The sequence below is a fragment of the Acinetobacter sp. IK23 genome (genome assembly GCF_035615275.1).
Lineage (GTDB): Bacteria > Pseudomonadota > Gammaproteobacteria > Pseudomonadales > Moraxellaceae > Acinetobacter > Acinetobacter seifertii.
Window position 1 is genome coordinate 43,463 of sequence record NZ_JANBNX010000017.1, and the last position, 22,164, is coordinate 65,626.

Here is a 22,164-nt window from a genome sequence, read left to right on the forward strand (position 1 = left end):
AGTAATTTAAGGGCAAAGAAATGGCACGTATTCTTATTGTTGATGACTCACCAACAGAAACTTATCGTTTTAGAGAGATCTTAACCAAGCATGGTTATGATGTACTTGAAGCATCTAATGGTGCGGATGGTGTAACTTTGGCAAAAGCAGAACAGCCTGATTTAGTGTTAATGGATGTTGTAATGCCTGGTGTAAATGGCTTTCAAGCAACACGTCAGATTACTCGTGATGAAGACACTAAGCATATTCCAGTTGTTATTGTGAGTACTAAAGATCAGGCAACTGACCGAGTATGGGGCAAACGTCAAGGCGCGCTTGATTACTTAATTAAGCCAATTGAAGAAAAGCAATTGATTGATGTAATTAAACAATTTCTAAATTAACTCATCCATCCATAAAAACATAAACGGCGGGTCTAAGCCCGTCTTATAGGATCGAGTATGGCCGCGAACGGATTTATCGAGTTACTTCGTTTATCTAAACGAGGTAATAAGAATTACGCTTCAGTCCAAAATGAAGCAGAGCGATGGTCAGGAATTGCTTTTGAAATGAGAGGGCAATACTTCGTCGCACCACTTGGGGAAGTGTCAGAAGTTATCTATCCACCAAAATATACACCTGTTCCAAATACCCAAAGTTGGGTAAAAGGATTGGCAAACATTCGGGGAAGGTTACTTTCGGTTTCAGACTTGGCACATTTTATTTCAGGGCAACGAAGTGCATTTTCGGCTGCCCAAAAAGTGTTATGTATTAGCCATCAAGATCAGTATGTGGGGCTGGTTGTTGATCAGGTTTTGGGGATCCAACACTTTAATAAAAAAAGCTTTTTTTCTCAAAGTTTAAACTTGGAGGAAAATTTAAAAGAATATTGTCAGGGGTATTTTCACCAGCATAATCAGCACTGGCACGTCTTTTTATTTAGTCGACTATTGCAAAACCCACATTACATGAATGCATCGACAAAATTTATAAACTAATTTTTATGCTGTTAATAAACAGTATATTTTTCTGGGGAGAAGCTGTATGGGCTTTAAACTTAAAAAGAAAAGTGGCAATCGTAGTGTAAACGAAAAATCGAATGTCAACTTTGTTGCGAAAATCCAGTCACAAATTGAGCAATATGCCAGTTTATTTGGGGAAAGTAAAAAGTCCAAGCCTATCCTTTATGTAGCATCTGTATGTTTAGTAGTAGCTTCAACTTCGCTTGCTTATTTATTCTATAGTGTACCTCGCCATAACGAATTAACACGTAGTATGGGTGAGCTGCGCTTATTATCACAAACCATTTCTAGACAGGCTACGGAAGCAACAGCTTCTGGATCACCTGAAGCGATGAAAGAGTTGGTTGCATCGCGTCAACTTTTTGCCAAAAATATAAAAAATGTCGAAGACATTTATGGTACATCTTCAAAAGAATACAAAAAAGTAGCTGGCTTGTGGAAATCTTTGGCTTATGACATTGATTTGATCTCGTCACAACAGGATGTAATTAACCAGTTATATAATATGAATATCTCGATTAGTGACTCTATTCCTGAGATTCAAGCTGAATATAACTTGATGGTTGATAAGATGGTTCGTGAAAAAGTATCAAGTAATCAGGTCGTGGTTGCTAAAAACCAGGTATTTATTGCGGAACGTATTCTACGATCTATTAACTCCGTTTTCGTTGGTACAGAGAACTCTGAGAACTCAGCGCATGACTTTAGTGTCGATATCGAGACTTTTGGTGTGTATTTAGATGCGCAGCTAAACGGAAATGCTGAATTAGGCGTAGCTAAAGTTGATTCTCCTGAAGTGCGTGAATCTTTGGAAGGCATTAAAACTGAGTACGATAAAGTTTTAAAATCTGCCGCGACATCAGTTCTTAAACATACCAACCAGATCGTAAACGTACGTCAATCATCTAGTGAGATCTTCTCTCAATCTGATGCAATGTTAAACGCATTAGGTGATCTTTCAGATCAAACACAATACGGTTGGCAGGCTTTTGCATTAGTTGCATTGCTTACATTATCGCTTCTTGGCTTAATTGGTTCTGTCTTAAAACTTTTATCACTTCGTAGTAAAGCAGATAAGCAGCGTGTAGCGACATTACAAGAAGAATATGATCGTAACCAGAATGCGATTTTACGTTTACTCGATGAAATTGCCGATCTTGCAGATGGTGACTTGCGTTCATATGCAACGGTATCTGAAGACTTTACTGGTGCGATTGCCGACTCGATTAACTTTGCGATTGACCAATTACGTGACCTCGTATCTCGAATTCACGAAACTTCTCAAGAAGTTGCTCGTTATACACAAGATACTCAGAGCATTACTAACCAGTTAGCAGAAGCATCTGAGCACCAAGCACAAGAAATTGCGGGTGCATCAACTGCAATGAACGAAATGGCATTGTCTATTGACCAAGTATCTGCCAACGCTTCTGAATCTGCCAATGTAGCACAACGTTCGGTATCTATTGCATCTAATGGTGCACAAGTCGTAAACCGTTCTATTGAGGGTATGGATACCATTCGTGAACAGATTCAGGAAACTTCAAAACGTATTAAACGTTTGGGTGAGTCTTCACAAGAAATTGGTAACATCGTATCGCTTATTAACGATATTGCAGACCAAACAAACATTCTTGCATTAAATGCAGCAATTCAAGCATCTATGGCCGGTGAAGCAGGTCGTGGTTTCGCCGTGGTTGCCGATGAAGTCCAACGTCTTGCAGAACGTTCTGCTTCAGCAACTAAACAGATTGAAACGCTTGTTAAAACGATTCAAACGGATACCAACGAAGCCGTAATCTCGATGGAACAAACGACAACTGAGGTTGTACGTGGTGCTAACTTGGCGAAAGATGCGGGTATTGCACTTGATGAAATTCAAAAAGTATCGGGTGACTTGGCAAACTTAATTGCGAGCATTTCTGATGCTGCAAAACTTCAGTCAGCATCTGCGAGTCACATTGCTGCAACCATGACAGTCGTACAAGAAATTACTTCACAAACAACAACAGCAACCTTCGATACTGCTCGTTCTGTATCTGAATTGGCGAACATGTCGGAGTCATTACGTGAGTCAGTAACGGACTTTAAATTACCTGACTAAATTGGGGGATGAGAATAGCTATTCTTATAATAGCTATTCTTTTAAAAGTATGAGCAGCGCCAGACAAATATTGGGGAAATAGCTATTTTTCTGGTGTTGACTCTGTAGTTTTCCCCACATAGGGGGTAAGCAAAAGAAGCCTTTGCTATGAAAGAAATATTAAAAACTTTAACTGAAGCAATGACGCTACCTGAAGATAGCTATTCTGAACAAGATGCTGAGTTTCTTGAGATTTTTGTCGAAGAAATTGATGAAATTTTTGTTGATTTGCAGCCATTGTTGAATGAATGGATGCAGTCTGCAAATACTGCTACGCTCACTGAAATTCGCCGCCATTTTCATACCTTAAAAGGTTCGGGGAGAATGATTGGTGCTAAATCTTCAGCTGAGCTTGCTTGGACAGTTGAAGATACGCTCAATCGAGTAATCAATCAAAGCCTTAAGCTGACTCCAGCTATTCAGGGCTATGTTCAGTTAGTGTTTAAGTTCTATTTCCTTAAATTAGTAGATAACTTTAAGCAAAAACGAGCACATGCAGTAGATTTTAGACCGCTTATTTTATTAGGCCAACAACTACAACAACAGCAAAGTTTAGAACCTGCTTTAGAAGAGCTTTTACAACTTTCAAATACGCTTACTGCCGAAACAATCACTGGGCTTGAGCTAGACTATATTGAGCAAGATTTATTGGCTGAGCCAATTGTTGAAGATGTACATACTGAAATTGAAATAAATCTAAATGAAACTTTAGCCTTGTTTATGGAAGAGGCGGAAGAGCATTTATCGACAATTAATCAGTTCTTAAATCAAGAACTACATCAGTATGATAGCTACAATGCTTTAATACGTGCTCTACACACTTTGCGTGGCAGTTCTGCAATGGCGCAGGTCGAAACAATTTTTGAAGCCAGTACTAAAGTTGAGCACTTATTTAAAATCTTATTGCAAGAGGAGCTTTCTTCTAATTCAGATGAGATTTTATTATTACAAGAATATCGTGAGTTTATTGGCGAGAGCTTAGAACTGCTATCTAGCAATAGTTCAAGTGAACAGCTTGAAGCGAGATTGGCGCAGTTTAATCAGTCATGGGATGCCTACGTGGAGCAACATGGTGATCGAACTGATCCATTAATGCCTTCACATGGTTTGGTGTCGCAATTATTGCTGCTAGATGTTTCTGAGTTACTAGATGCAGAATTAGATTTTGAGAAAGGAATTCGTAACGAGTTTCCTGGTTATCTTGAACGTCTAAGTGAACAGGCTGATCTGTTGCTACAGCATACTCACTCTCAAGCAATGCTTGGTTTGCATGAATATACGAGCCAATTAAAAGACAGCTATAATGTATTGCTTGATAAACCTGTCTTGTTGCAATCAGACTATATTTTTGAAATTTATCAGAAAGCGCATCAACAACTTATTCAATTGTTCGATGCTTTAGCTGCTGGTCAGCGAGTCGGTATTGTTAAGCAACATCAAAGTATTCTAGAAGAATTAAAACTTTATACGTTACATACGCCGAGTATTCAAAACGATTTACCTCATCAGAATTTTACTTTTGATGAGCCACTATTCAATACTGAACTAGAACCAGAAGTTATTACGGTAGAGAATTTATCAGATTCCGCCGACTGGACCGTATTAAGCCAGAGTGTACAGCAAGATCGTCAGTATATTTCATCTGTACAGGTAAATCGAAACTTTGATCCTGACCTTTTGGACATTTTCCTTGAAGAAGCTGATGAGCTACTTGAGGGGATTGATACTGATCTCAATATATGGGTAGGTGAGCAAGAAAACTTTGCAGCTCTGAACAACTTAATGCGTTATTTGCATACCTTGAAAGGGGGAGCAAATATGGTTCAGGCGACTTATATCGGTTCGATTACCCATGAATTAGAAAGCATATATGAGCGTTTAATTCAAAAGCAGTTAATTGCAACCTCACCTCTAATTGATTTTATTCGTTTGATTCAAGATGACTTGGCCGATCGTCTACAAATCATGCGTGAAAAACAGCTAGATTATGCGGCTCCTTACACAATTAATGCGTTAAAACAAGCGGGTAAAAACTCTAACTTCCAACCTGTACCTGAGGTTAAAGTATTTGATACTGAAAGTGAGATATTCTCTGAACAAGAGGTGGTGTCTCAAGTATTAATAAATGAGGTACCAGCGGAAACAGAAGTTGTTGTTGACGAATTAGAAGCTCATCACGATCAAGTATTGGATACCGTTGTTACTGAATTGGCTACGCCAGTTGAAGTAATAACATCAGTTGAATCCTCGCAAGAGAATGAAGCTGTAGTTGACGAAGAAGATATTACCCTCGTTGTTGAGCAGACATTCCTCGAAGAAGCTGCTGAATTGTTAGAAATGGCTGATGTGCTATTGAAACAATGGTTTGATCAGCGTACGAACCGTAGTATCTTGCTTCAGTTACAAAGAGCCGTGCACAGTTTGAAGGGTGGTGCACGCATGGTCGGTTTAGAGGCCGTGTATGCAATTGCTTATCAACTGGAAAATACTTTTGAACAGTTTGCACTGCATCACTTCAACTCGAATATTTATGACCATCTGCTCGAAAGTGCAATTGCATGGCTAAAAGATGCAATTTTCAAGCACAACTACCAGCATTTCGATGGACTACAACAAAGTTTAGAAAATATTCAATTCTTTGAAACGAATATCCAAATTCCAGCGAAGTTAACGAAAGCTGATTTGTTTAGCTCAGAACCTGTGATGACCTTTATACAAGGTGATGGTACCGAACCACCACCAATGATGGGAGTATGGGAGCAAACAGAACGTCTGGATCAAAATAATGAAATGATCCGAGTTTCAGCAGACTTAATCGAGAAGATGATTGATTTATCTGGTGAAAATTCGATTAACCGTTCGCGAATTGAAATGGATCTAAGTCAGTTTGGTCATACATTGGTTGAAATGGAATTGGCTATTCAACGACTTGCCGATCAGTTACGTCGAATGGAAGGCGAGTTAGAAACACAAATTATTGCCAAACATGGTATTGAGCATTCTCGTTATACCGACTTTGACCCTTTAGAGATGGACCAATATTCATCTTTAAATCAGTTATCGAAATCTCTTGCTGAATCTGCATCGGACTTAGTCGACTTTAAAAATACGTTGTCTCACAAGATCAGAGATACAGAAAGTCTGCTTTTACAACAGTCACGAATTCAGGCAGAAATTCAAGAAGGTTTGATGCGAACACGATTAGTTCCATTTTCACGGTTACTACCACGTTTACAGCGAATTGTTCGTCAGACCTCTACTGCATTGAACAGACCTGCTGAGCTTTTTGTAAATAATACTGAAGGTGAACTAGACCGTAATATTTTAGAACGCTTGGTAACACCGCTTGAGCATATGCTCAGAAACACAATTGACCATGGCTTAGAAGACAGAACACAACGTCAACAAGCTAATAAACCTGAAGCTGGGCGTATTGAACTCAATATTCAACGTCAAGGTACAGATGTGGTTGTTGTCTTTAGCGATGATGGACAAGGTATTGATGTAGAAAAAGTACGTCAAAAAGCACTGCTTGCGGGTCTGATCAAACCGGAACAGCACTTGGAACACCAAGATATTTTACAACTGATTTTCCATCCAGGTTTAAGTACCGCTGATCAGATTACTCAAATCTCTGGGCGTGGTGTTGGACTCGATGTTGTACAAAGCGACATTAAGGCTCTAGGTGGACATGTTAGCGTAGACTCTGTTTATGGTAAGGGAACAACATTTACTATTCGTGTACCGACTACGGTAGCTGTAAGTGATGCCTTAATGGTGAAAGTGGCAGATCAGCAGTTTGCGATTCCACTTGCTCAAATCGATCGAATTGTTCGAGTTTCACCAGCTTCTTTAGAACAGTATTTTGAAAGCCCTAAAGAACTATTCGAGTATGAAAATAAACGTTATCCATTACGTTATCTTTCAGAATTTGTGGGTAATCAACCAATGCCGCGTCTAAATGGCGTGATGTATTCATTACCTGTCTTAATGATTAAAGCCAACAATGGCCAAACGGTAGCTTTACTTGTTGACCAGTTAATTGGTTCTCGAGCACAAATTGTAGTGAAACCAATTGGCCAACAGTTCGCTAGCATTGGGGCAATTGCAGGTGCGACTATTTTAGGTGATGGACAAGTTTGCTTAATTTTAGACGGACAAAATATTGCGCGACAAATTCAGTCTACTCCGCGTCATAAACAGCTTGGTGAAGCAGTATATAGACAACGTGAATCTGACGAGCGCCGTCTCGTTATGATTGTCGATGACTCGGTAACTGTACGTAAGGTAACGTCTCGATTACTTGAACGCCAAGGCTACGATGTTGTTACGGCTAAAGATGGTGTGGATGCCATAGAGCAGCTAGAAAACATTAAGCCAGATCTAATGCTACTTGATATTGAAATGCCGCGTATGGATGGTTTCGAAGTACTGAATCTTGTACGACATCATGATATGCATCAATACATGCCAATTATTATGATTACGTCCCGAACAGGTGAAAAACATCGAGAACGAGCATTCTCATTAGGCGTAAGTCAATATATGGGTAAACCTTTCCAAGAGGAAGAATTACTAGAGAATATCGATGCTTTACTTGTAGCGTTTGAAAGTGAGGTCAAATCATGAAAGGTAGTGTAAATACATCTCTGATTGGTAATATGGACCAGCAAGAGCTACAGCATCTTATTACGGTTTCAACTGGTTTTATTGATGCCTATATCATTGAATGTAATGATCAGGTACCTATGCTGTTGCCACAAAATATTGTCTTATCGGCCATGGACGTAAGAAATGGCGTAAAACATATTGAGTGGCATGATGTAAAGCTACCTATCTACTCAGTTCATAACACAACCGATCAATATGCTGTAGCCTTGGTAATTGAAGGGGAAGATATCAGCCAACGGTTTGCATTAATGTGCAAAACTATGCCGCTTTCTGTTCGTTTACGTATTTCTGAAATTGTCGATGAAATAGATGAACACCAAGAAGCTGAACAGCATCCAACAGTATTTAAATATGTACGAATGCAAGATCGACGCTACCATATTCCGAACCTAGAATATATTGAAAAAACTTTAGGTTTATAAAGTAAAAAGGAACTCAAATGAGTTCCTTTTTTTATGATGACTCAATTATTTTGTAAGTTCATAAAATACAGCTAAAGATTTTAAACTTTAATTAAATTTGAAAATAAGTGATGAATGTAAAAAAAAAAGCTAAATCAATTGCATGAAATATTATATTTAAATACAATATATTTTTTAATATAAAATGATAAATATATTGATTATGGATATTGCTGCAATTAAAAAATTCATACAAAAAAATAAAGTACGACATCTATCAAATAAGGTTCTACATACTCATCCTTCACCTAAAATGTGGAAAACAGATTTAAATGAAGAAGAAAATAATCACTTACTACTGCATACAGATGCTCAATATAAGTCCATAAACTTATACTTAGGTATTCCATATTGTATTCCTACTGATCCTCCCCATTGTGGATTTTGTCTTTTCCCTACACAAGATTATAAAGGTAAGAGGGAGATGGACTATTATCTGGATTTTTTAAGTAAGGAAGCGCATTTATATAAAGAGTTTTATCAGGGAGCTAAGCTTGAAAGTTTATATGTAGGAGGAGGTACACCTAATTTACTTCAGCCTAATGATTATATGAAACTGACTAAAGTTGTATCTTCTCTTTTTCCCGATGCTGGTATATCTAGCCCTATAGAAATGACATTAGAAGGTATTCCTCAACTTTTCAATGAAGATAAAATAAGAGCAATTAAGGATGCTGGTTTTAATCGTGTCAGTATGGGAGTGCAACAGGTTAATGATGAACTAATTGCTACAAGTGGCCGAAAACAAACAAGAAAGCAGGTTTTTGATGCAATTGAGCTATTTCATAAATATTCTTTATCTTGTAACGTCGATTTGATTTATGGTTGGCCAAATCAAACAGTTGAAGCAATGTTAGGAGACTTGGAAAGTATTGTTCAATCAGGAATAAAGCATATTACTCACTATGAGCTTAATATCGCTGGCCGTTCTGACTTTGCGACAAAACAAAAGCAAAATACGCCATCTATTGAGAAGAAAATTGAAATGTATAACATTGCAAAACAATTTTTAATTAGCAGAGGCTATAAACAAAAAACAGTATATGATTGGGAAAAAGAAGATAATAACCTATTAATTTCAGAGAAATATTTATATGAAGATAATCTCAGAGATTGTTTAGATGCAAACGGCCAAAGTAAAATGACCACAATGAGTGGGATAGGTTATGCAGCCGTTAATATGAGATTGCAACCAAACTCATCAAGCATTAAATCTGTCTCAGCAATGAACCATCGAAATCTAACCGAATACTATAATGCAATATCATTGAATAAACTTCCTGTTGAACGCATGTTTATTCATGATACTGAAGACGTAAAGTTAATTTGGATATTTCAAGCATTGCAAGAAATGAAAATTAGCACTAAAAAGTACGAGAAAATTTTTAACAGTGATATTAAACTTGATTATAAGCTTATTTGGGATGCATTAGTTGAAGAAGGCTGGGTAGAGTACGGTGATGAATGTATTAAACTGATTAATGAGGGAGAGTTTTATACTCCGCTTATTCAGTCATTATTAAGTCAACCGAGAATAAAATCATTGCAACAGTAGAAAAATAAATGTCAATTCATAAAGAGCTGCATATTTTAAAAACGGATGATGATTGTGAATTTGCCTTATGGGAAATTTATAAAAAAGATAATCGTATGGTGAAGAAGCAAGCCATTTTTTTATCTCATGGGGCATTTTCAGATAAAACTGTTTGTATGGGTATTGCGGATTATTTGGCAAGAGAAGGCTATATCTGCTTTATTTTAGAATGGCGGGGGCATGGTACTAGTCCCAAAACAGATATTCCCTTCAATTTTGAAACCGTTGCATTATATGAATACAAGGCAGCATTTCACTATATTCATGATCATTTTAATATAACTTCTTTACACTGCGTAACGCATAGTGGTGGAGGTTTATGCTTAACAATGTTCTTGATTAACTATCCAGAATATTTGAAAAATATTAAAAGTATTACTTTAGTTGCTTGCCAAGCATTTGGCGCTATAAATAACTCATTTGATTTTATTAGGTTGTTTTCTGCAAAACTAGTAACTAAAGGTCTAGGTCAGATTCCTGCTAATAAATTTAAGCTAGGTCGTTTAAATGAAACCTATTATACGATGCGGCCTTGGTTTAATTGGAATTTAAAGCAAAATTTTATCAGTGAATTTAAAAATATTGATTATAAAGAATTTATGAGTTCTATAAGAGTTCCAATATACTCTATCTCTGGGAGTGGTGATAAATTTATTGCCCCTGTTAAAGGTTGTTATAAATATTTAAAAGCCTTTGAAAATGAAAACAATGTATTCTGTGAGTTTGGCTATGCTAATAATAACTTAGAAAATTATTCTCATAGTCGAATTGCACTGAGTCAAAATGCGGCTAAAGAGGTTTGGCCAACTATATTGCAGTGGATAGATAAGCATTCAAAAGAAGTTCTATAACAATTCTAAAATTATCTCTCTGATTTAACAAATGAAAATCTTATTTCATGTTCTTAAAAGCAGAATAATGAAAACTGAAAATAATAAAAAGCACCCTAATATAGGTGCTTTTTATATAGATCACTTTTTTAATATTTTAAGCTAGTAAATTTTCTAAAATTTGCTCATAAATATCTGTTAAAGGATCAAGATCGTGTACATCTACATGTTCATTAATTTGATGAATAGTAGCGTTAAGTACACCCAGTTCTAAAACTTGTGCGCCTGTTGGAGCAATGAAACGCCCATCAGATGTACCACCACTAGTAGATAGCTCAGTCTCAGTACCAGTTACATTTAAAATAGCAGTTTGAGCAGCGTTAACTAATTCACCTACTGGTGTCAAAAATGGCAGGCCAGATAAATTCCAGTCAATCTCATATTGCAAACCATGCTTATCTAAAATTTCATGCACACGTTGCTTAAGCTGCTCAGCTGTAACTTCTGTTGAGTAACGGAAGTTGAAAGTCACTTCTAAAGTACCCGGAATAACGTTAGTTGCACCAGTGCCTGAGTGAATATTTGAAATTTGGAATGAAGTTGCAGGAAAGTATTCATTTCCATTGTCCCAAACAGTTTGGCATAACTCTGCTAAGGGTGCTGAAGCTTCATGAATTGGGTTACGCGCTAGGTGAGGATACGCCACATGACCTTGTTTACCGTGAACGTGCAATACGCCATTTAAGGAACCTCGGCGGCCGTTCTTAACAATATCACCTAATTTACTTGTACTTGATGGCTCACCAACCAAACACCAAGTAATTTTTTCATCGCGCTTTTCAAGCGTTTCAATAACTTTAACTGTACCGTTAACAGCAGGGCCTTCTTCATCTGAAGTAATTAAAAAAGCAATTGAACCTTTATGGTCTGGATGCTTTGCTACAAAACGCTCAGATGCAACCACCATTGCAGCTAAGGCAGTTTTCATATCAGCTGAACCACGGCCATATAATTTGCCATCACGAATTTCTGGTGCAAATGGGTCTGAATTCCATGCTTCTAAACGACCTGTTGGAACAACATCGGTATGTCCAGCAAAACAAAATACAGGGCCTTCAGTTCCGCGACGAGCCCATAAATTATCAACATCCCCAAAACGCATTGGTTCAATATGAAAGCCAGCTTTCGCTAGGCGATCAGCCATAATGGTTTGGCAAGTATGGTCAATAGGAGTAACAGAAGGCTGTTGTAAAAGTTCTAAGCTAAGCGAGAGAGTGTCTGAGTGGTTCATACCGGAAATTGCATGCTGGGTAGGGGAAATATAGTCCGATATAATAGGCGAATCTCTGAAGGTTGGGTATTTAAAAATAAAAAAACCTTATCGAAGCGATAAGGTTTTCCGAAGCTGTACATAACTTACATTTTATTCTCAGTTTTTTGTGCGGTATTACTTACAGCATCACCAGCTTTAGAGACATCTTTACCAAAACCCTTGAACGTATTACAGCCAGTTAATACAAATGCAATCATTACAGACGCGACTAAAACTTTTTTCATCATTTTCTCCGTTTAAATTTAATAATGAAGTAAATTTAGATTAAAAAACAAACGTAAAAAGAAACATGACTATTTAATAGTAAAAACGTTATAAATTGTTTCTAGAAGTCTATACCTACTTGTAAAGTTGCATTTTTTCGTTGCCAACATGGCCTAGGCTTAATAGTGAAGGATGTCTGAACATATAAAACTGGGTGACTTCGTTATTTTTGCAATATAAGCCATCAGTCCACCAATAAGCCGTATTTGAGCTTACTTGTTTATTAGGGCAAAGCCATTCATGCCTTTCTAGACGATAAAATTTAGAGTCAGGAATATTTGTGCCCCAATATCCGAGACGACGGTTTGAATTGATCCAGTGAGGAATAGATTGCTCTTGAGCCAAATTGAGTGGTAGATAAAGCTGACCTTTAAGAACAGCAAAACGTTGTTGAATTTTACAATCTAAAGCTTCTGAAAATTGAAATTGCTTATCAGTGAAGTGATAAAGCTTTGTACTCAAAGTATCTTCTCTATTTAGGCCAATCCATTGTTCTAAATTTAATTGTCCTTCGCCCAAATAATATTTTAGAGCAACTTCCCAATGCTCAATTTGTTGAGTTTCTTTATTTAAAACCAAAAAATCGAGTTCACCTAACGTCTTAGCCCCTTCAATTTTTTGAATACTATGGCCTAATAATTGATAGGAATGATATTGGTCTTCCTGTAACCAAAACCAAAGTAAGTTCTCAAAACGTAAACCTAAACGCGTGCTTTTAAGGCGAGACATAAACAGGAGTAAAGGTTCAGGAGACTCATCTAGTTGTTGCAAACGTGGTAGATAGTTTTGAAAATGCTGTCTCCAAGTCAGATCAGAATGAAGTTGAAAGCTATGCTGAATAGCGAGACTTTGAGGAAGATGGCAAAGTAAATTAGGGCTAGCAATGGTAAATGCTAATTGTCTTACCATTGGGTGATTAAACTGTAACCATGGTTCAAAATAGGATGTTTTAACTGAGGCAATATTCATACGTTGAGTACTCGAAATAATTCATCCCAATTTCATGGTTAATCAACAAAACAATACCAGAAAAACACTTTATACTACGATCAACAATAGTTTAAGGTTTATATATGCGAACATTGTTTTGGCGAACTCTGGTCGTGATTTTTATCACGCTTGGTATTATTGGAGCAATTTTACCGGGCATGCCGACAACAGTGTTTCTTATTCTGGCTGCTTGGGCTGCCTCAAAAGGATGGCCTCAGATGGATGCATGGTTGTTAAATCACCCGAAATATGGGCCAACTCTACGTGACTGGCGAGCAAATGGCACAGTACCACGTAAAGCGAAATGGATTGCCAGTATTATGATGACCGTAAGCGGTATTTTAATGCTGTTTACCACTGCGCCATTTTGGGTGAAAGTTTTCACTGATACTACCATGCTCGTTGTTGCAATTTGGTTATGGCTACGCCCTGAGCCAAAATTAAAAGATTGATAATCTTTTAATTTTGGCGCAAGACAAGCAGTGAAACTGCACGTAGATAAAAGAAGATTGATAATCTTTTAATTTTGGTGCAAGACAAGCAGTGAAACTGCGCGTAGATAAAAGAAGATTGATAATCTTTTATTTATGACACCCGACAAATTTCCCATTTCATTTTATTAAAGCTCAAAATAGAGTTGAGTTCACATAAGAGAAGAAATTCCATGTCCCAATTTAAACTTGAAGATGCAGATATTCTTATCGATTTAGCAAACCAAACTTTAAACCTTCCTAAGCATAATAAGTTTTATGTAGTTTCTACAGGTAAGAATGGAATAGGGGAACAAGAAAATACTGGGAAAACTCCACGTGGATGGCATCGGGTTGCCAAAAAAATTGGTATGCAAGCGCCTAAGAATGCAGTTTTTATTGCACGTAACCCAACAGGTGAAGTTTATAGCAGTGAACTTGCCGCACAATTCCCAGAGCGAGATTGGATACTGTCACGTATTCTTTGGTTAGATGGTTTAGAAGACGGCTTTAATAAAGGGGAAGGCCACGACACCATGCAACGTTATATTTATATTCATGGGACACCGGATAAAGAACCAATGGGTATTCCAATGTCGCATGGATGTATTCGAATGCGTAATGAAGAAATCATTGAATTGTTTGATTTAGTCCCTGAAGATGCTCTTGTTTATTTGTCTGAACAATCTTTAACCTAAATTATGATTTTAAATATTCGTGTTTTATTCGTCGAATGATCAAAATATTAAAATAAGTGCTTAAATAAAATACAAAAAATTGTTTTTTACTTAATAATGACTTATTTTTAATCATTCATTCGCATTTTTTTGAAAAGTTGTCGAAAAGCGTTTGACACCTGTTAAAGATTCTCTATAATGCACCTCACAAACGATGAAGACGTTAAGGGCGCTTAGCTCAGTTGGTAGAGCGTCTGCCTTACAAGCAGAATGTCGGCGGTTCGATCCCGTCAGCGCCCACCAAGCCTTTACGTTAAGCTCTCAAGTGCAGCGGTAGTTCAGTTGGTTAGAATACCGGCCTGTCACGCCGGGGGTCGCGGGTTCGAGCCCCGTCCGCTGCGCCACTTAAGACTTAACATCGTTTACCCCACAATTGCGATATTGTGAAAGTGCAGCGGTAGTTCAGTTGGTTAGAATACCGGCCTGTCACGCCGGGGGTCGCGGGTTCGAGCCCCGTCCGCTGCGCCACTTTTATAAAACGCTTTTGCAGGGCGCTTAGCTCAGTTGGTAGAGCGTCTGCCTTACAAGCAGAATGTCGGCGGTTCGATCCCGTCAGCGCCCACCATAATTTGTGACCATACTTTATTTATTTAAAGTATTGCAAGTGCAGCGGTAGTTCAGTTGGTTAGAATACCGGCCTGTCACGCCGGGGGTCGCGGGTTCGAGCCCCGTCCGCTGCGCCATTCTCTTGATTACCTGATCTAGAGGATGTAATCTAAAAAGGCTACATTGGTTGTCTTTTTAATCAGGGCGCTTAGCTCAGTTGGTAGAGCGTCTGCCTTACAAGCAGAATGTCGGCGGTTCGATCCCGTCAGCGCCCACCATAATTTTTTAAGTTTTAAAAAAATATGCACTAATTTATTTAGTTTTTTTGGCGTTTCTGCTATTCCTATTTCTTATCTATCTATCTATCTATCTATCTATCTATCTATTTTATCTCTTCTATTGTTAGTCAAAACCTATCCTTTCTATACTTAATTTTTTAAGTTCAGATTTAATTACTTTAAATTATGATTACTATCTGGTTTAACTAAAGCTGCTATGCCGTAAAGCAATAGCAGCTTTCTGAATCAAGATTAATACTCGTTTAGAATCCAGCCGCTCGCATACGCAAAGTATTCACGTAGCCAAGCGTTATAGCGTGTGACCAAAGGCGTTTCAGCAGCAACTGTATAAACCTGTGTATAGCCTTGTTTCTTTGCAATAGCTGCAGCTCGTGGGGTATGGAAGTCACTTGTAACAATCGCAATTGGTTGATCAATACTAATATGAGCTTGCTCAAGTAGTGGTTTACTGTTTCTAAGGTTAAGCTCAGTACTTGTACTTTTGTCTTCAAGAATCATTCGTTCTTTTGTTATATGAAAACGTTGTTCCAAGTAGCGAGACATGACTGATGCTTCGGTTTCTTTTTCTGAAAAATCTAAACCACCTGTTAAAACAACTTTTGCTTGAGGTTGTGAAAGGGCAACAGGGGCTGCTGTATCGAGGCGTTTTGCAAGTATGGCAGAAGGCTGTCCATTTTCGACACCACTTCCTAAAACAATAATTGCTTTCACCGCTGGAATGTTTTGGCCTGTATCTTTATTATTTTTAATAAAATTAAAAAAATAGCCTAAGCCAATGAGCCAGATCCAGAAGCATAACCACCCAAAACGCCAAACTGAATGCAGGCGATAGTGGTAAAAGAAAAAACGTTCCAGATGATAATAAAATAATGCATAGAGGCAAAAAAATGCCCCTAAGACTAAAGGAACAATGGTGCCTACATGAATTTTATTTAGAAAAGCTAGAAATAAGCCGTTTAAAAATAAAATCGAACCAATGATGGCTAAGAAAATTCGAATCCACTTACTGACTTGCATTGTGTTTAAAGCTGCAATTTAAATTGCAGACAGTGTATGCAAAATCATTCTGAATTCAATGCTGATTGCAATAAAAAGCCGAGTAAAGCATTTTAGCTATTACTCGGCTTTATTATTTATCAATATTTAATAAACATCGCGACGATAACGACCTTGTTGTCTTAGCTCATCGACTTTTTCTTCACCTAAAATATCAATGAGTGCTTGATCGACTCCGCTAGCCATTCCTTCAATACTTCCACAAACATAAAGAACTGCGCCGCGTTCAATCCAGTTGGCCAATTCTTCTGCATTTTGTCTTATTAAGTCTTGAACGTACATACGTTGTTCTTGATCACGTGAAAAGGCTAAATCAAGTCGTTTTAACATTCCCATTGTTTGCCAAGCTTCAATGGTTGATGCATAGAAGAAATCATGAGCACGTTGGCGTTCACCAAAAATAAGCCAGTTGTCTGTATAGTTATGACGAGTTCGAGCATGAAGCAAACTCATTAAACCTGCAATTCCTGTTCCATTCCCCATACAAATAATTGGACGATTATCATCAATTAAATGGAAAGATTCATTGGTACGAATACGCAGTGCAATACTCTGATTAATTTCTGTGTGTCGAGTTAGCCAGCCAGATCCTAAGCCTAAATCGCCAGATTCATCGGACTGCTGGCGAACAACTAAACGAAGGACTTGTTGAGAAGGAATGCTCGCAATCGAGTACTCTCGAGTTGGTAGAGTAGGGAGCTGTTCTAATAAATGCTCCAGATTAGCAAATGGTTCAATTTCGCTGGTTAAGTCTTTATTCCAAAGTGCTTTCTCAATAGAGATTTGTAGTGAGTCTACAAGTGCATTTTTAAGTACATGATGCTCCTGTAAGAATGCATTAATACGTTCAGGACTATTTCCCGGTTGTATTTCAGCAATATCTCCTGCTTGCCATACAGCTTCATGTTTGGCAGTCAGCTCAATATTATAAGCAGGTTGACCTAGACTATTAGGGTTGAGTAAGTCACGTTGCTGTAATGTCCAACTATCAAATACTTTTTCAAGATTAACAGCATGCAAATCTAGTTTAGTTGCTTTTACAAGAGCCTGATTCCAGTTTTGAATATGTGTTGGATTTGCATTATCTACTTCAATCGTCTCAAAATAGGCTTTTGCTCCATTATTTTTAAGCCATATAGCTACTGTGTGACCAAAACTACAATAAGTGTCGGGGTATTCTTTAGAACCTAAAGCTAAAACGGCATAGTTAAGATGTTGAAGTTCTAATTTTGTTTTTAATAGCTTTTTAGCAAAACTAGAAGCTAAGTCTGGTGCTTCTCCAGTACCATAAGTACTAATCACAAAAAGAATCTGTTCATACTGTTGTAAATCAGCTTCAGTTAACTCTTGTATAGATTTAACCTGCACAGGTTGATGTGCTTCTTGTAAGCTGGTTGCGGTACTCCACGCGAGTTGTTCTGCGACACCAGTTTGGCTAGCATAAGTAATTAACCAAGGTTTAGCATTTTGGTCGATGTAGTAGCCAGCTAAAGATTGGCGAGCTGCTTGGGTTAGTTTTTTCTGTTTACGGCGCTTTAGATAAAGCATCCATCCAGTAATAAAGAACAAAGGCATTGCTAAAGACGCAAGCATTGCTACAAATTGATAAACTGGCCCAAAGAAGCTGCCACGATGTACAGGTAACATGCTGCTCATGATTTTTTGATTAAGCTTTTTATCTTCATAAAGCTCCATCTTTTCAATATTGGCAGTTTTATAGTTATAGACAGCTTGGTTGCGTGCACGCTCGTGTTGTGGTGTTGCATCTACAAAACTTAATTCAACTTTTCCATCGTCTTTTTTCGGTAGGTTCAGTGTTAGAGTTGAATAGTCGCGTTCGATTTTATTATTAAAACCGCTCCAGGTCTGGTTGAGAGCAGTAATCAGTTGAGCGTTATCTAATTTAGCTTCAGAGGATTTGTCTTTATTGCGTCCAGCTCCACCATGTCCTTGCATTTTTGGTTGTTCTACACCTAATACTTTGAACATACCGCTACGCCACCAGTCATATGACCAATATAAACCTGTACATGCAAAAAGAAGATAAAAAGCAATTACCCATGTGCCTACAACAGCATGTAAATCCCAAATAAAATTTCGACCTTTAAGTTTGGGTTTAACAGCAAGCCATTGACGTGCAGAGTGTTTCTTTGGCCAACGTAAATATAATCCGCTCAAGACAAAATAAATGAGCATGAGGGCACAAGCACCGGTAATTTGTTTACCGAATTCTCCAGCAGTTAAGTTGCGGTGAATTTGTTGTATGAATAAAAGTAACTCACGACCTTTAACATTAGGCAGTACCTGTGCTGTGTAAGGGTTGACCATCATATTATAGCCACGACGTTCACCTTCTTTTTCAATGTTTACAACAGATGAAGCGGTAGGATCTTTGGCTATGGTAATGCTATTAATTTTAATTTCAGGCTGGGTGGTTGCGAAATGTTCATAAAGCTGAGCAGGGGTGAGCTTGGGTGAGCTTTCTGCTTGAACTACATAACTATCTGTATTTACCCATTTTAAAATTTGTTGGTCATAAGAAAAGATCGCGCCTGTAACTCCCATAATTGATAAGATGAGGCCAGCACTAATACCCAGAAACCAATGAATTTGAAATAAAAACTTTTTAAACATGGTCGAAAAATATAAACATGATGGAGATCTTGTAACCAATTATAGCCGAAGATTGAGTAGATAATATGGATTTTCTAGATAATATTAATTTTCATTATCATTTATTTTTCGAATAATAAAAAAGCCTCCGAGGCAGGAGGCTTTTTTATTGAGAAGAAATTAGAGAGTTTTTGGCTCACCTACAGTTTCTTTCAAATGCTTACGAATTGTATTAAAAGAAAAGTTTTTAGTATCCATACGTTTAGGCAAGATATATGCACCTTGTTGTTCTTGGCCTTTAGGGTCTTTCACTTTAAAGTTAACTAAAATGAAGTCAGGAGTGTTGTACCATTCATAGATGTTTTTCCATCCAATCGTTCCAACACCTTCTTGTAAGCCCATTTGCTGGCGCATTACGATACCGTGCGGTTGTACACCTAAACGAATGCCCTTGATTTCCTGTACAGGAAACTCATTCATCTTACGCTTAACATACCATTCCAAGCCATATTTACGGCCAAGGTAATAAAGTACTACACCAACAATGGCAACCCAGCAAATCACTGTAGAGTAGTTCTTAATAAAAATAAGACCTAAAATCGCAAGGGCTAAAATTACGCCCATAATTGCCCAGATTTTTGTGCTGATTTTATTGGTGCTGCGCCAGATAAGAAGCTGTGCATTACGTTGTTCAGCTTCTGTTACCTCGTAAGGAACAGGCTGAAGCGTATAAGCATATAAAGTTTTCGCGGTCATAGTGCAAATAACAAATTGTAAACTGTTTTAAGTTTAGCATTAATTGGCATAAGTCAGGAAAGGATATTATGCCAATTTCATACTAAATTCCGAGTCAATTTTATAATGAAGCAAGTTCGCTGGCATCATTATCTTGATCATGACTTAGTCGTTGTTTCAACATACTAAATCGATTTAAAACACTGAGCATCAGTGATAACTGCTGTAAAATAATGAGTGACTTTTGGTCTTCCTCATCATTTTGGCTTAAACGTTGACGTATTGTTTTAAGCATATTCTGTGCTGTCAAATCAGGCATTTCATCTCTTAATAACGCACCTTGTATATCGTCTAACGCTTGATCTAGAACTTTAAGAACTGCTTGATCTTGAATCTTTTCCCGATGTGCTCCAAGTGCTGCGATATAACTTAAAAATGTATGATTGAGACATAAAAATTCAAATATATCTGACTTGCGGGTAGGGTCAAAGTCCGGCTCTGTCGCTAAAGTTGAAATTAGTGAAGCGACCTCAGCGTCGGTGTTATGGGCGGCACGGCGAACAATACGATAATTGAGTGCATGGTTATGTCCTTCGTGATATTGCTTTACCACTTCCGCTAAATAATTACATTGTGCTTGTAAGGAACGTCGAATGCTGCGGGGTAGGCGACGGAATTTCCAGTCAGGCCAAATGAAGGTGACACCGAACCACGCTAAAGCACATCCAATTAAGGTATCTACAAATCTAGGAATAGCCGCAGCGACTGCTGAGCCATCTAAGTTAAAGTTAATTAATGCCAAAATTGTGATGAAAGCGGTTGCTTGGGCGTATTGCTTACTGCGTAACTCGAAAAATAGTACGCCGCTTAAGACCAGCATAACTAATTGTCCTTCGACAGAAGGTACAAGGAATACCACGCTAAGGCCGACAATAATTCCGACTAATGTTCCGACTATACGTAAACGTAAGCGACGCTTGGTCGCGTTAAAGTTAGGTTGGCTAACAAATAACGCAGTCAACATAATCCAGTAACCATATTCGATTCGAGTAGTTTGAATAAATACGTATCCAATGAAAAGAACAATCGATACTCGAATGGCATGACGGAACAGTACAGATTCGGGTGTTATGTTTTGTTTGATTCGAACAACAATATCATTCCAACCTTTTAAATCATCATCTTTGAGTTGATTCTCAGCCTGCTTCACTTTGTCAGACTGAATATGTTGTTCCGTTTCTAAGTTCAGTAGTTGTGAGTCAATCGACTTTAAATTTCGGTATAAGGCAAAAAGTGCGTTGACCCAGAGTAAGTCATATTGTTGATCATTTCTTAGTTTTACTAAAGATAAGCGCAAGTTCTCAAAACTCTGCTTAAAGCGTTTGTTATGAATATATGGTTTACGTTGTAAAATACATTCATTTAATTCTTGGCAAGCTTTACCCTGAATCGCCAAAATACGCTGAAATCTAAATAAAATATCACTGTGCTCAAAAATCTTTGCTAACTTTTGATAGTCGATATGGGCAGAGTCCGCTCGTTCATGAATGTCTTGTGCGACAAAGTAATAATGTAGGCTACGACGAGTATCTTTTTGTCCACGGTCACCCTTTAAACGGGTTAAAAGGGCAGTTTTGAGATCATTAAAAATTGTTATCAATTTGCCATTTTCTAATGATAGATCAATCATGCTCTGCTGATAACTCGCAGGAGTCATATCAACATCAAACAAATTAGACTTGGCAAATAGAAAATCACCTAGTGAGCCATAAGAGGCTGCCAGTTTGTCTTGAAGCTGTCGCACTGGAAACAATAAAAAGCTAATTGTTGCAATAAGACCGTACCAAGCTGCACCTACGACCAAAAGCGCTGGCTGTATATACCACTGGTCAAATAAATGGACTCCTAGCATGGTATAAACCGAAACAACCAGACATCCATAAGAAATTGTTGCGTAGCGACGACCTAATGAGCCAAGTAAAATCCAGCCAATACAAGAGGCGATCAGTCCTAATGCAAAAAGCATTGGATAAGGGAAAAGTAATTGTACGGAAGCTGCGGTAATGAAGAAACCAATATAGGTATAAATTAAATTCATGATACGCACTGAAAAGCGATCATCAATATCGCTTAAACCAGCTGCGACCACACCTAATGTGAGAGGAATAGTTGCTAGTTGATGGCCTAGAAAATAAGGCACGAACGCAGTTCCTGAAAAGGCAATCAGCATCCGCACGTTATACATAAATGATGTGTTATAAGTCGCTCTTTTTAGGCGTTTAAACCAAGATTTCAAATGAAGTCCTTGCTGATCAACCTGAGTGATAAAGGATTTGTGTATTTCTACATCAATGTTGCACAAATCATACGATAGACAGTGTAAGCTTGTCTGTATGCAAATGAGTGAAAAATGAAATATCG

16 protein-coding genes and 6 tRNA genes are annotated in these 22,164 nt (G+C 37.8%); 15 read left to right on the forward strand and 7 right to left on the reverse strand.

The window, feature by feature from the left end; genetic code table 11:
- Window positions 1-20: 20 nt before the first annotated feature.
- From MSG95_RS12375 to MSG95_RS12405, 7 genes are all read left to right on the forward strand, one after another.
- The gene (locus MSG95_RS12375; protein WP_004705774.1) at window positions 21-383 is read left to right on the forward strand and encodes a response regulator; all 363 of its coding nucleotides are present in this window, start codon (window positions 21-23) and stop codon (window positions 381-383) included.
- Between the two features lie 57 nt (window positions 384-440).
- Entirely contained in the window at window positions 441-977 is a 537-nt protein-coding gene (locus MSG95_RS12380; RefSeq protein ID WP_004705775.1) for a chemotaxis protein CheW, read from the forward strand.
- Between the two features lie 46 nt (window positions 978-1,023).
- The gene (locus MSG95_RS12385) at window positions 1,024-3,105 is read left to right on the forward strand and encodes a methyl-accepting chemotaxis protein (protein ID WP_004705776.1); all 2,082 of its coding nucleotides are present in this window, start codon (window positions 1,024-1,026) and stop codon (window positions 3,103-3,105) included.
- 147 nt (window positions 3,106-3,252) lie between these two features.
- Window positions 3,253-7,773 carry an Hpt domain-containing protein gene (locus MSG95_RS12390; protein ID WP_324645073.1) on the forward strand — a complete coding sequence of 1,507 codons (4,521 nt, stop codon included), beginning with the start codon at window positions 3,253-3,255 and terminating at the stop codon, window positions 7,771-7,773.
- On the forward strand, window positions 7,770-8,237 hold the full coding sequence (locus tag MSG95_RS12395; protein WP_004705778.1) for a hypothetical protein: 468 nt from the start codon (window positions 7,770-7,772) through the stop codon (window positions 8,235-8,237). The genes MSG95_RS12390 and MSG95_RS12395 overlap by 4 nt, the downstream gene beginning before the upstream one ends.
- Window positions 8,238-8,439: 202 nt before the next feature.
- Window positions 8,440-9,831 carry a coproporphyrinogen-III oxidase family protein gene (locus MSG95_RS12400; RefSeq protein ID WP_004705779.1) on the forward strand — a complete coding sequence of 464 codons (1,392 nt, stop codon included), beginning with the start codon at window positions 8,440-8,442 and terminating at the stop codon, window positions 9,829-9,831.
- A gap of 8 nt (window positions 9,832-9,839) precedes the next feature.
- A complete protein-coding gene (locus MSG95_RS12405; protein WP_004705780.1) occupies window positions 9,840-10,721 on the forward strand; it encodes an alpha/beta fold hydrolase in 882 nt (293 codons plus the stop codon).
- A gap of 136 nt (window positions 10,722-10,857) precedes the next feature.
- On the opposite strand, the gene dapE is transcribed toward MSG95_RS12405, so the two are convergent.
- From dapE to MSG95_RS12420, 3 genes are all read right to left on the reverse strand, one after another.
- Window positions 10,858-11,991 (reverse strand): succinyl-diaminopimelate desuccinylase, encoded by a 1,134-nt coding sequence (dapE, locus tag MSG95_RS12410; RefSeq protein WP_004705781.1) that lies wholly within the window; start codon window positions 11,989-11,991, stop codon window positions 10,858-10,860.
- 125 nt (window positions 11,992-12,116) lie between these two features.
- On the reverse strand, window positions 12,117-12,260 hold the full coding sequence (locus tag MSG95_RS12415; protein WP_002051109.1) for an entericidin A/B family lipoprotein: 144 nt from the start codon (window positions 12,258-12,260) through the stop codon (window positions 12,117-12,119).
- Between the two features lie 112 nt (window positions 12,261-12,372).
- On the reverse strand, window positions 12,373-13,266 hold the full coding sequence (locus tag MSG95_RS12420; RefSeq protein ID WP_004705783.1) for a DUF1853 family protein: 894 nt from the start codon (window positions 13,264-13,266) through the stop codon (window positions 12,373-12,375).
- Window positions 13,267-13,370: 104 nt separating this feature from the next.
- On the opposite strand from MSG95_RS12420, the gene MSG95_RS12425 reads away from it, so the two are divergent.
- From MSG95_RS12425 to MSG95_RS12460, 8 genes are all read left to right on the forward strand, one after another.
- A complete protein-coding gene (locus MSG95_RS12425) occupies window positions 13,371-13,739 on the forward strand; it encodes a YbaN family protein (RefSeq protein WP_004705785.1) in 369 nt (122 codons plus the stop codon).
- Window positions 13,740-13,951: 212 nt separating this feature from the next.
- Complete coding sequence (gene elsL / locus MSG95_RS12430; RefSeq protein WP_004705786.1) at window positions 13,952-14,455, forward strand: cell wall-recycling L,D-carboxypeptidase ElsL; 504 nt, start codon at window positions 13,952-13,954, stop codon at window positions 14,453-14,455.
- Window positions 14,456-14,661: 206 nt separating this feature from the next.
- Window positions 14,662-14,737, forward strand: a tRNA-Val gene (locus MSG95_RS12435).
- Window positions 14,738-14,761: 24 nt separating this feature from the next.
- A tRNA-Asp gene (locus tag MSG95_RS12440) sits at window positions 14,762-14,838 on the forward strand.
- Window positions 14,839-14,885: 47 nt separating this feature from the next.
- Window positions 14,886-14,962: transfer RNA gene (locus MSG95_RS12445), tRNA-Asp, on the forward strand.
- Window positions 14,963-14,983: 21 nt separating this feature from the next.
- Window positions 14,984-15,059: transfer RNA gene (locus tag MSG95_RS12450), tRNA-Val, on the forward strand.
- 41 nt (window positions 15,060-15,100) lie between these two features.
- Window positions 15,101-15,177: transfer RNA gene (locus MSG95_RS12455), tRNA-Asp, on the forward strand.
- A gap of 65 nt (window positions 15,178-15,242) precedes the next feature.
- Window positions 15,243-15,318 (forward strand) — tRNA-Val (locus MSG95_RS12460).
- Window positions 15,319-15,570: 252 nt separating this feature from the next.
- On the opposite strand, the gene MSG95_RS12465 is transcribed toward MSG95_RS12460, so the two are convergent.
- From MSG95_RS12465 to yccS, 4 genes are all read right to left on the reverse strand, one after another.
- Window positions 15,571-16,356, reverse strand: coding sequence for a YdcF family protein (locus MSG95_RS12465; RefSeq protein WP_004705787.1), 786 nt, complete (start codon window positions 16,354-16,356; stop codon window positions 15,571-15,573).
- Window positions 16,357-16,482: 126 nt separating this feature from the next.
- The gene (locus tag MSG95_RS12470; protein WP_004705788.1) at window positions 16,483-19,029 is read right to left on the reverse strand and encodes a PepSY domain-containing protein; all 2,547 of its coding nucleotides are present in this window, start codon (window positions 19,027-19,029) and stop codon (window positions 16,483-16,485) included.
- A gap of 159 nt (window positions 19,030-19,188) precedes the next feature.
- Window positions 19,189-19,764: an SdpI family protein gene (locus tag MSG95_RS12475; RefSeq protein WP_004705789.1), complete on the reverse strand. Its 576-nt coding sequence runs from the start codon at window positions 19,762-19,764 to the stop codon at window positions 19,189-19,191.
- Window positions 19,765-19,864: 100 nt separating this feature from the next.
- Window positions 19,865-22,039, reverse strand: a complete 2,175-nt coding sequence (yccS, locus tag MSG95_RS12480) for a YccS family putative transporter (RefSeq protein WP_025469257.1) — start codon at window positions 22,037-22,039, stop codon at window positions 19,865-19,867.
- Window positions 22,040-22,164 lie beyond the last annotated feature (125 nt).

Excerpts from the sequence above, each read along its gene's own strand:
- MSG95_RS12375 (WP_004705774.1), top strand. The coding sequence starts at position 21 with ATGGCACGTATTCTTATTGTTGATGACTCACCAACAGAAACTTATCGT.
- MSG95_RS12380 (WP_004705775.1), top strand. The coding sequence starts at position 441 with ATGGCCGCGAACGGATTTATCGAGTTACTTCGTTTATCTAAACGAGGT.
- MSG95_RS12385 (WP_004705776.1), top strand. The coding sequence starts at position 1,024 with ATGGGCTTTAAACTTAAAAAGAAAAGTGGCAATCGTAGTGTAAACGAA.
- MSG95_RS12390 (WP_324645073.1), top strand. The coding sequence starts at position 3,253 with ATGAAAGAAATATTAAAAACTTTAACTGAAGCAATGACGCTACCTGAA.
- MSG95_RS12395 (WP_004705778.1), top strand. The coding sequence starts at position 7,770 with ATGAAAGGTAGTGTAAATACATCTCTGATTGGTAATATGGACCAGCAA.
- MSG95_RS12400 (WP_004705779.1), top strand. The coding sequence starts at position 8,440 with ATGGATATTGCTGCAATTAAAAAATTCATACAAAAAAATAAAGTACGA.
- MSG95_RS12405 (WP_004705780.1), top strand. The coding sequence starts at position 9,840 with ATGTCAATTCATAAAGAGCTGCATATTTTAAAAACGGATGATGATTGT.
- dapE (WP_004705781.1), bottom strand. The coding sequence starts at position 11,991 with ATGAACCACTCAGACACTCTCTCGCTTAGCTTAGAACTTTTACAACAG.
- MSG95_RS12415 (WP_002051109.1), bottom strand. The coding sequence starts at position 12,260 with ATGATGAAAAAAGTTTTAGTCGCGTCTGTAATGATTGCATTTGTATTA.
- MSG95_RS12420 (WP_004705783.1), bottom strand. The coding sequence starts at position 13,266 with ATGAATATTGCCTCAGTTAAAACATCCTATTTTGAACCATGGTTACAG.
- MSG95_RS12425 (WP_004705785.1), top strand. The coding sequence starts at position 13,371 with ATGCGAACATTGTTTTGGCGAACTCTGGTCGTGATTTTTATCACGCTT.
- elsL (WP_004705786.1), top strand. The coding sequence starts at position 13,952 with ATGTCCCAATTTAAACTTGAAGATGCAGATATTCTTATCGATTTAGCA.
- MSG95_RS12465 (WP_004705787.1), bottom strand. The coding sequence starts at position 16,356 with ATGCAAGTCAGTAAGTGGATTCGAATTTTCTTAGCCATCATTGGTTCG.
- MSG95_RS12470 (WP_004705788.1), bottom strand. The coding sequence starts at position 19,029 with ATGTTTAAAAAGTTTTTATTTCAAATTCATTGGTTTCTGGGTATTAGT.
- MSG95_RS12475 (WP_004705789.1), bottom strand. The coding sequence starts at position 19,764 with ATGACCGCGAAAACTTTATATGCTTATACGCTTCAGCCTGTTCCTTAC.